The 8,892-nt window shown below is 69.0% G+C and carries 7 protein-coding genes; 6 read left to right on the top strand and 1 reads right to left on the bottom strand.

The genetic code is table 11. From position 1 onward, the window contains the following. Positions 1 to 52: 52 nt before the first annotated feature. Positions 53 to 565, bottom strand: coding sequence for a molybdenum cofactor biosysynthesis protein (locus tag ACLQ6X_RS15560; protein WP_411701066.1), 513 nt, complete (start codon positions 563 to 565; stop codon positions 53 to 55). Positions 566 to 603: 38 nt separating this feature from the next. On the opposite strand from ACLQ6X_RS15560, the gene ACLQ6X_RS15555 reads away from it, so the two are divergent. From ACLQ6X_RS15555 to pstS, 6 genes are all read left to right on the top strand, one after another. Beyond that, complete coding sequence (locus tag ACLQ6X_RS15555) at positions 604 to 2,406, top strand: ABC-F family ATP-binding cassette domain-containing protein (protein ID WP_411701065.1); 1,803 nt, start codon at positions 604 to 606, stop codon at positions 2,404 to 2,406. 149 nt (positions 2,407 to 2,555) lie between these two features. Continuing rightward, on the top strand, positions 2,556 to 3,080 hold the full coding sequence (locus ACLQ6X_RS15550; RefSeq protein WP_411701064.1) for a hypothetical protein: 525 nt from the start codon (positions 2,556 to 2,558) through the stop codon (positions 3,078 to 3,080). After that, positions 3,074 to 4,756 carry a protein kinase domain-containing protein gene (locus tag ACLQ6X_RS15545; RefSeq protein ID WP_411701063.1) on the top strand — a complete coding sequence of 561 codons (1,683 nt, stop codon included), beginning with the start codon at positions 3,074 to 3,076 and terminating at the stop codon, positions 4,754 to 4,756. Before ACLQ6X_RS15550 ends, ACLQ6X_RS15545 begins: the two co-directional genes overlap by 7 nt. Before the next feature lie 119 nt (positions 4,757 to 4,875). Continuing rightward, complete coding sequence (pstC, locus tag ACLQ6X_RS15540; RefSeq protein WP_411701062.1) at positions 4,876 to 5,856, top strand: phosphate ABC transporter permease subunit PstC; 981 nt, start codon at positions 4,876 to 4,878, stop codon at positions 5,854 to 5,856. Continuing rightward, positions 5,856 to 7,196: a phosphate ABC transporter permease PstA gene (gene pstA / locus ACLQ6X_RS15535; protein ID WP_411701061.1), complete on the top strand. Its 1,341-nt coding sequence runs from the start codon at positions 5,856 to 5,858 to the stop codon at positions 7,194 to 7,196. The genes pstC and pstA overlap by 1 nt, the downstream gene beginning before the upstream one ends. Then, positions 7,193 to 8,704, top strand: a complete 1,512-nt coding sequence (gene pstS, locus ACLQ6X_RS15530; RefSeq protein WP_411701060.1) for a phosphate ABC transporter substrate-binding protein PstS — start codon at positions 7,193 to 7,195, stop codon at positions 8,702 to 8,704. Before pstA ends, pstS begins: the two co-directional genes overlap by 4 nt. The last annotated feature ends 188 nt before the right edge of the window (positions 8,705 to 8,892 follow it).

Below are 8,892 nucleotides of genomic sequence, written 5' to 3'. Positions count from 1 at the left end.
GCGCCCGCACGCACCCGCCACAACTGCACTCTGGCGCGCGGGCGGGCCGCCCTCAGTCGAGTGTGGTGAGGGTGGCGGCGCCGAGCGACAGGCGCCCCGAACTCAGCGGCTCGCACCGCACGCCCCCACGCCCGCGCATCGCCGCGAAGGCGCCGGGCGCGATCACGACGTCCATCCAGGCACAGGGGTTGGCGGGCCGGTTGCCCTGAAACTCGACCGGTCCGTGGCCGCTGTCCAGGCTGAACCGCACCCCGCGCAGTTCGTCGACCGGAAAGCCACGCAGCATGATGTTTCGGCGGGGGCCCGCGGCATCCGGAATCTCGGCGAGAGAAAGCGAGGCGGCCACGTACTCGAGCGACTCCATCGCCATAAGAGTGACGGATGCTGCGCGGTGCGCGGGTTTGGCGTAGAAGCGGTCGCCGACCACCCCGAGGCCGGCGCGGATCTCGATCGACGGCGGCGTTTCGGGCCCGCTGGCGGGGAGCGGGCCGTCGGAGGGGCGTCCTGCATAACGGGAGTGCGGCGCGGCCAACAGCAGCTCGATGGAGACGGCGTACGAGTGCACGCAGGAAGCCTACGGCGTAGCACGATAAACTGTGTCGAATGGCCCATCTTCTCGGAGCAGAATCCCTCCACCTCGAATACCCGACCCGCGTCATCTTCGACGACGTAACCATCGGAATCGACGAGGGCCAGCGAATCGGCGTCGTCGGCCGCAACGGTGACGGCAAGTCCACGCTGATGCGCCTGCTCTCCGGACGCATCGAGCCCGACGAGGGCCGCGTCACCCGTCGAGGCGGCATCACGCTCGGCATGCTCGACCAGGCCGACAACCTGCCCGACGAACTGACCGTGGCCGAGGCCATCGTCGGCGACCGTCCGGAATACGAGTGGGCCGGGGACGCCCGCGTGCGCGACGTCATCTCCGGCCTCGTCGGCGGCATCCCGTGGGAGGCCCGCATGGGCGAGCTCTCGGGTGGCCAGCGCCGCCGCGTCGGCCTCGCCGCCCTGCTCGTGGGCGACTGGGACATCATCTTCCTCGACGAGCCCACCAACCACCTCGACGTCGAGGGCATCGCCTGGCTCGCCGAGCACCTCAAGCGCCGCTGGTCGACCAACGCGGGCGGGCTCATGGTCGTGACTCACGACCGGTGGTTCCTCGACGAGGTCTGCACCGACACCTGGGAGGTGCACGACAAGATCATCGAGCCCTTCGAGGGCGGGTACGCGGCCTACATCCTGCAGCGGGTCGAACGTGACCGCAGCGCCGCGGCCTCCGAGTCGAAGCGCCAGAACCTCATGCGCAAGGAGCTCGCCTGGCTCGGCCGCGGCGCCCCGGCCCGCAGCACGAAGCCGAAGTTCCGCATCGACGCGGCGAACGAGCTCATCGCGAACGAGCCGCCGCCCCGCGACAAGGTGACCCTCGCCAGCATGGCCATGCAGCGCCTCGGCAAAGACGTGGTCGACCTCGAGAACGTCTACGTCTCGTACACCGACAAGTCCACCGGCGGCGTCAAAGAGGTGCTGAAGGATGTCACGTGGCGCATCGCTCCCGGCGAGCGCACCGGCATCCTCGGCGTCAACGGAGCCGGAAAGTCGACACTGCTCAGCCTCGTCGCCGGCAGCCTGATGCCCACGGCCGGCAAAGTGAAGCGCGGCAAGACCATCAAGGTCGCCACCCTCACGCAGCAGCTCGGCGAGCTCGAAGACATCTGGGAGGACCGGGTCAGCGACGTTCTCGGTCGCCAGAAGAGCTCGTACATCGCCGGCGGCAAAGAGATGACGCCGAGCCAGCTGCTCGAGCGCGTCGGTTTCCAGAGCGCCCAGCTGTCGACCCGGGTCAAGGAGCTGTCGGGTGGCCAGAAGCGCCGCCTGCAGCTGCTGCTCATCATCCTCGACGAGCCGAACGTTCTCATCCTCGACGAGCCCACCAACGACCTCGACACCGACATGCTCGCCGCGATCGAAGACCTGCTCGACTCCTACCCGGGCACCCTGCTCGTCGTCAGCCACGACCGGTACCTGCTTGAGCGCGTCACCGACCAGCAGTACGCCGTTCTCGACGGCGGGATGCGACACCTGCCGCGCGGGGTCGACCAGTACCTCGAGATCCGCATGGCCCAGCTGAAGGCCGACGCGGCGCCCGCCGCGAGCAACGGCGCCGTGAAGAAGGTGCCGAAGCTGGGTGGTGCCGAGCTGCGCAACGCCCAGAAGGAGTTCTCCGCGGCGGAGCGCAAGCTGGCCAAGATGAACGACCAGATCGCGCAGTTGCACACCAAGATGGCCGGCCACGACCAGAGCGACTACACGGGCCTGGGCGGCATCACCACCGAGATCCAGGGCCTCGAATCGCAGATCGCGACGCTCGAGACCCGCTGGCTCGAGCTGGAAGACCTGCTCAACTGACCCGATTTCGTCACTGGGCGTACACCCGCCCGTAGCCCTGCGCTTCCCCCCGCGACACCTGCGCGCGAGAACCTATGTGTTCACTAGGGGGAAGCTGTCAGCGGCGGGTTAGTCGCGACACACCCCACGCATCGGTCAAGGGGGCCACGGTGGCTGTGTTGCCGAGTCTCGTATTCCTCGCGTTCACGTCGACGAGAGACCAGAAGTACCGCGGGTGGGCGTCGTTCCGCGACTCCGTGGGGGCGGGGCGTGCCCTCGGCGAGACGGTTCCGTTCGCCGCCGCGCGGCGTCCGGTCGAGCATGGCTTCGTCGAGCTGTCGAGCGTCGGCATCTGGCGACTGCTCGCGTCGAACAACCGCGAGCTCGCGCGCAGCTGGATCGCCTATCCGAGCTACACCGCCGCCCGCGACGATGTGGCCCGGCTGCAGGCCGCCGTCGAGTCGCTCGTCGTGACGGTCGTGCGTGGCGAGACGGCGAGCCAGTACGGCTGGCTCGCGACCCTCGACGGCGAACCGGTGATCTCGTCGGGGCGCTGGTTCGGCGCGTCGTCGACGAGCATGCACTCCGCCCTCACGACTCTCGCCGACTTCGCGCTGGCGACGATCTCCGAACCTCCCGCCCGCCCGACAGACCGGAGGGTTCGGGCGCTCAGCGACGCGGGCGCCCCGTGGTAGCCGACGGGCTCATCTCCGGCCGGTTCCGGCTCGCCGAACTGCTCGGCACGGGCGGCTCCGCATCGGTCTTCGCGGCCGTGGACACCCACGACGAGGGCGCCGTCGCGCTCAAGATTCTGCACCCGCATCTCTCGTCCGACGACGCGGCGCGGCAGGCACTGTTCGCCGAGGCGCGCGCCGCGGCCAGCCTGCGTCACCCGAACATCGTGCGGGTGATCGACGTCGGCGTGCACGACGATTCCCTCGCCTGGATCGCGCTGGAGCTGGTGGCGGGGGTGAGCCTCGGCGAGTACGTCGATGAACGCGGGCCGCTCGACGCCGCCGACGCGTTGACGGTGCTCCGCGGCATCCTGTTCGCTCTCGGGGCCGCGCACGACAGCGGGCTCATCCATCGCGACGTCTCGCCCGCGAACGTCATGATCTCGGTGACGCCCGACCGGCGCATCGAGGTGGCCGACGTTCGCCTGGTCGATTTCGGGCTGGCGGATGCCGCGGGTCGACCCGCGCTGTCGGCCGGCGGAAACGGCGGGCCGGCCGGGGTCGTCGGCAACGCGAACTACCTCTCGCCCGAGCAGGCCGAGGGGCGCGAGATCGACGGACGCGGCGACCTCTACCAGGCGGGCGCCGTGCTCTACTTCGCGCTCACCGGCACGCCGCCGTTCGAACGCTCGACGATCGTCGAGACGATGCGCGCGCACGTGTCGACACCGCCGCCGGTGCCGTCGGTGGGTCGAGGCGGCGTGCCCCGCGGGGTCGACCGGCTCGTGGTCAAGGCGATGCTCAAGCATCCCGAAGCACGGTTCCAGTCGGCGCGGGAGATGCTCGCGGCCATCGACGCGCTCGCCCCGGTCGCCGGCGAGCAGGACACGCGCACGCTGCTGCTCGGCGCACCGTCCGAGGCGGGGCGCATCTACACGACCAGAATGCTCACGGTGCGCCCGCCCGCGACCCGCCCGACGAGCTCGCGCCCGGCGGCGGTGCCCCTGCCTGCGGTGCAGCCCGTGCCGACTCCCGAGGGCCGCTCGCCCGCTTGGGCGATTATCGGCGCCCTCGCCGTGATCGTCGGAGCCATCGCCTGGATCCTTTCCGCCACCGCCGTCACCCCGCCGCGCACCTCGGACGTTGCCGACGCCGCCACGCTGCCCACCCCGAGCGTGACCGCCGTCAGCCCGATCCCGTCTGCGCCGGCCCAGCAGGCCGTCGTCGCCCCCGTCGCGGTTCCGGATGTCACGGGCGGCACCGTTGCCGCCGCGGGCATTCGGCTGCAGGGCGCCGCGCTCGCGCTCGGGTCGATCGTCGAGGAGGCGTCCACCGCCTCGGCCGGCACCGTGCTGCGATCCTCGCCCGAGGCCGCCAGCGCGCAGCCACCCGGCACCGCCGTGAGCCTGGTGGTGGCCAGCGGCTTCAACACCGTGCCCCTCACCGTGGGTCTCTCGCGCGACGCCGCGATAGCGGCCATCCAGAACGCCGGCTTCACGGCGCAGTTCATCGTCGAGAACGACCCGACGGCCCCGCGCGGAAGCGTGCTGCGCAGCGAACCCGCGGATGCCACGTCCCTCGAGCTCGGGCGTGCGGTCACGATCATCGTCTCCGCGTCGCCCGCGCCCAGCGCGACGCCCTCGGCCCCGGCCACGCCCGTTCCGTCCGAGTCCTTCGCCCCGTTCCCCGGCGGATAGCCGTTGTTGCGTGCGCGGTCACCGCTCCTTCACGCACCGCGCCCCATCCGTTCACCCCGCACCGTGACGATCAACTCCGTGGTCGAACGCCCTCTCGTGGCGCGCCCGGAAAGGGCGTTGTGACCGCGATAACCGAACGGCGTTCTCTCGCATCGAAGCCGTCGAGATCTGACTCCGTCTTCAAGACGGTCACGTTCACCGCCGGCGCCACGACCGTGGGCATCATGCTCGCCGTCGGACTGTTCCTGTCGTTGCGCGCGGGTGACGCGTTGAGCGTCGCCGGGCCGTCGTTCCTCATCGAACAGGAGTGGTCGCCCGAGACGCGCGTGTTCGGTATCGGCGCGATCCTGTTCGGCACGTTCACGATCGCGATCATCGCGATGGCCGTCGCCATTCCGCTGGCGCTCGGCACCGCGCTGCTCATCTCGGAGGTCGTCGGGGGGCAGCTGCGCGGCTTCCTCGTCTCGCTCGTCGACCTCATGGCCGCCGTACCCAGCGTCGTCTACGGCCTCTGGGGCCTGTTCTTCCTGCAGGCGAACGTCATCCCGGTGTCGGCCTGGATCTCCACCTACTTCTCCTGGATCCCGATCTTCCGGGTTTCGGATGCCTCGGGGGATGTTCTCACGGAGGCGAGCGCCTTCACCTCCTCGGCGTTCATCGCGGGCATCGTCGTCGGCCTCATGGTCGTTCCGACCCAGACGTCGATCATGCGCGAGGCCTTCTCGCAGGCGCCCGTCGGCGAGCGCGAGGCCGCACTGGCTCTCGGCTCGACCCGCTGGGGCATGATCCGCACTGTGGTTCTGCCCTTCGGCCGCGGCGGCATCATCGGCGGCACGATGCTCGGCCTCGGCCGCGCGCTCGGAGAGACCATCGCGGTCTACATGATCATCTCGCCGATCTTCACGATCAACTGGGAGGTGCTGAAGACCGGCACCAACTCGGTCTCCGCCCTCATCGCCCTGCGATACGGCGAGGCCAGCGAGTTCGGCCTGTCGGCGCTCATGGCAGCGGGTCTCGTGCTGTTCATCATTACCCTCATTGTCAACTTCACCGCCTCGTTGATCGTGGCGCGTTCGCGTTCCGGAGCGGAAACCAGCTGATGACTGTCATCGACGAATCACGCCGCGCGAGCGAGGCCGACATCGCCCTCTTCGAGGTCGACGAGGTCACCCCTCGCACGAACACCCCGCGGCCGGGGGATACGGCGGTCGGCGACCGGCGCACGCTGCGCAGCGCCACCCTCGACGAGCGCTTCAACATCATCGGCGCGCTCGTCGCCGCCATCGCTCTGGCCACGCTGCTCTTCGGCTGGTTCACGCCCCTCACCGGTGCGGTCGGCTGGGCCGTCGTGGCGTTCGTGTCGTTCATCGCGTTCTACAGCCTGCTCGTGTCGCTCCGCTCCGACGCCCAGGAGGTGCGTGACCGCATCATGACGGTGCTGCTCGTCAGCGCGGGCGTCGTGCTGTTCAGCGCCCTCGTCTTCGTGGTGGCGTACACGATCATCCGGGCCCAAGACGCACTGCCGCACCTCAACTTCTTCACCGAGACCATGCAGCTGACCGGTCCGCTCGACCCGCTGAGCATGGGCGGGATCCTGCACGCCATCATCGGCACGATCATCCAGATCTCGATCGCCCTCGCCATCACCATCCCGCTCGGAATCACGACGGCCGTGTTCCTCAACGAGATCGGCGGACGGTTCGCGCGCTTCGTGCGCACGATCTCGGATGCCATGACCGCGTTGCCGTCGATCGTCGCCGGGCTCTTCGTCTACGCCGCGATCATCCAGCTGATCACCCACCAGCGGTCGGGCTTCGCGGCCGCGATGGCGCTCACGGTGATGATGCTGCCGATCGTGATCCGCTCCTCGGACGTCGTGCTGCGGCTGGTGCCGGGCAACCTGCGGGAGGCGTCGTACGCTCTGGGCACCACGCGCTGGCGCACCGTGTGGCATGTCGTGCTTCCGACGGCGCGATCCGGTCTCGTCACCGCGGTCATTCTCGGCACGGCCCGCGGAATCGGCGAGACCTCGCCCGTGCTGCTGACCTCGGGCATCACGTCGGTCGCGAACTTCAACCCGTTCGCCGGACCGATGATCTCGCTCCCGCTGCAGGTGTTCGACTTCGTGAAGTCGCCCGAGCCCGCAATGATCGCCCGCGGTTTCGGAACCGCGGCCGTGCTGTTGCTGCTCGTTCTCGGGCTCTTCACCGTCGCCCGACTCATCGGCGGTCGCGGACCCGGCCAGCTCTCCGACGCCCAGCGCAGACGGGTCGCGGCCGCATCGGCCGACGACCTCGCGCGCATGGCGAACTCGCTGACGGCGACACCCGTCAGCGAACGCCGGAGGCCCGCTCACGCGGCATCCACACCCGCTCGTGAACTTCCCGTATCACCACCCGAACCCTCACCCGAGAACCTCCCGAAGGAGCCGTCCCAGTGACGACGCTGACCCGCCGCCCCACCCGAACGCTCCTCGCGTTCATTCTCGTCTTCCTCATCACCGGCGGCTTCGCCTCGGCGTTCAACGCCCAGGCCGCCTATGCCGCCACCTACGCGCCGATCACGGGCACGGGTTCGACCTGGTCACAGAACGCGCTCGACCAGTGGCGCAAGAACGTGGCCGCGAACTACGGCATGACGGTCAACTACACCGGCTCGGGCTCGAGCGCCGGCCGCCAGGACTTCATCGCGGGCTCGGTCGACTTCGCCATCAGCGAGATCCCGTTCCAGTCCAAGCCCGAAGACGGTTCTCAGCCCGAGAAGCCCTCGACTCCGTTCGCGTACATGCCGATCGTTGCCGGTGGCACGTCGTTCATGTACAACCTCAACATCGGCGGCAAGCGGGTCACCAACCTCCGTCTCGCCGGAGACACCGTGACGAAGATCTTCACGGGCGTAATCACCAAGTGGAACGACGCACAGATCGTCAGGGACAACCCCGACCTGGCCATGCCGGACACGGCCATCGTCCCCGTCGTCCGTTCCGACGGTTCCGGGTCGAGCGCCCAGTTCAGCCTGTGGATGTCGAAGCAGCACTCCGCCCTGTGGTCGGCATACAAGTGTGGCGGCGCATCTCCCTGCGGGCTCACCTCGCAGTACCCGACGCCGAAGAACGGCAAGGCCCAGAGCGGTTCGCTCGGTGTGGCCGGCTACGTCAGCCAGAACTACGGCGAAGGCGCGATCACCTACGTCGAATACTCCTACGCGCTGAAGTCGGGGTTCCCCGTGGCCCAAGTGCTCAACACCTCGGGCAACTACGTACTGCCGACCGGTGCCGCGGTAGCTGTCGCGCTGCAGAAGGCCGTCATCAACACGACCGAGTCGTCGCCGGACTACCTCACCCAAGACCTCACGGGCGTCTACAACAGCGCCGACCCGGTGGCGTACCCGCTGTCGAGCTACTCGTACATGATCGTGCCGATCGCCACCACGGCGAACTTCACGACGCAGAAGGGCGCGTCGCTCAGCACGTTCTCCAACTACATGCTCTGCGAGGGGCAGAAGCAGGCCGAGGTGCTCGGCTACTCGCCCCTCCCCGAGAACCTCGTGCTGGCCGGACTCGAGCAGGTGAAGCGCATCCCCGGCGCCGCCGCCGCGGCGAGCGTGTGCGCCCCCGGTTCCATCGTGGCGCCGCCGACCGCGGAGAGCGGGGCAGCAGCTGCGGCGGCTGCAGCTGCTGCTGCCGCCGCCGCTGCCGGGACATCGAGCGCGACAGAAGCGGCCGTCGGCACCTCGGACACCGCGCTCTACGACTCGAACGGTGCCCTGCTGTCGGGCGGTGTTTCGGGCGGCGCCGTCTCGTCGCCGTTCACCCTGGCCGACACGGGATTCGGGGGCAGCCAGTTCGTCATGCTGTTCGCCGGCATCCTCGTCGTGGCCGCGGTAGCGCTGCCGCCGGTGCTGTCGAGGCGCCTCAAGCGCGCTGGCGGAAAAAACCCCGGCCAATAGCCGTTTCTTGCACTCGCGAGCACCTTCTGTGTGGCCCCAAACGGCCACCCCAACCGGACTGTCGGCGGGTAGAGGTAGTTCCGCATCCGTTCATCTGAGCGCCATAGACCGCCAATAATCTCAATCGACTTCACCCGAGAATCCGCTGAGAATTCAGCACTGGAGACCGCTTTGCCCAAACGACCCGC

The sequence above is a fragment of the Conyzicola sp. genome, assembly GCF_046714715.1.
In the GTDB taxonomy this organism is placed as follows: Bacteria; Actinomycetota; Actinomycetes; order Actinomycetales; family Microbacteriaceae; genus Conyzicola.
Note: the sequence above shows the minus strand (reverse complement) of the source record. Positions and strands in the feature narration are given on the sequence as shown.

What these genes read in the sequence shown, in the direction of transcription:
- ACLQ6X_RS15555 (WP_411701065.1), top strand. Translation starts at nt 604, where the DNA reads ATGGCCCATCTTCTCGGAGCAGAATCCCTCCACCTCGAATACCCGACC.
- pstA (WP_411701061.1), top strand. Translation starts at nt 5,856, where the DNA reads ATGACTGTCATCGACGAATCACGCCGCGCGAGCGAGGCCGACATCGCC.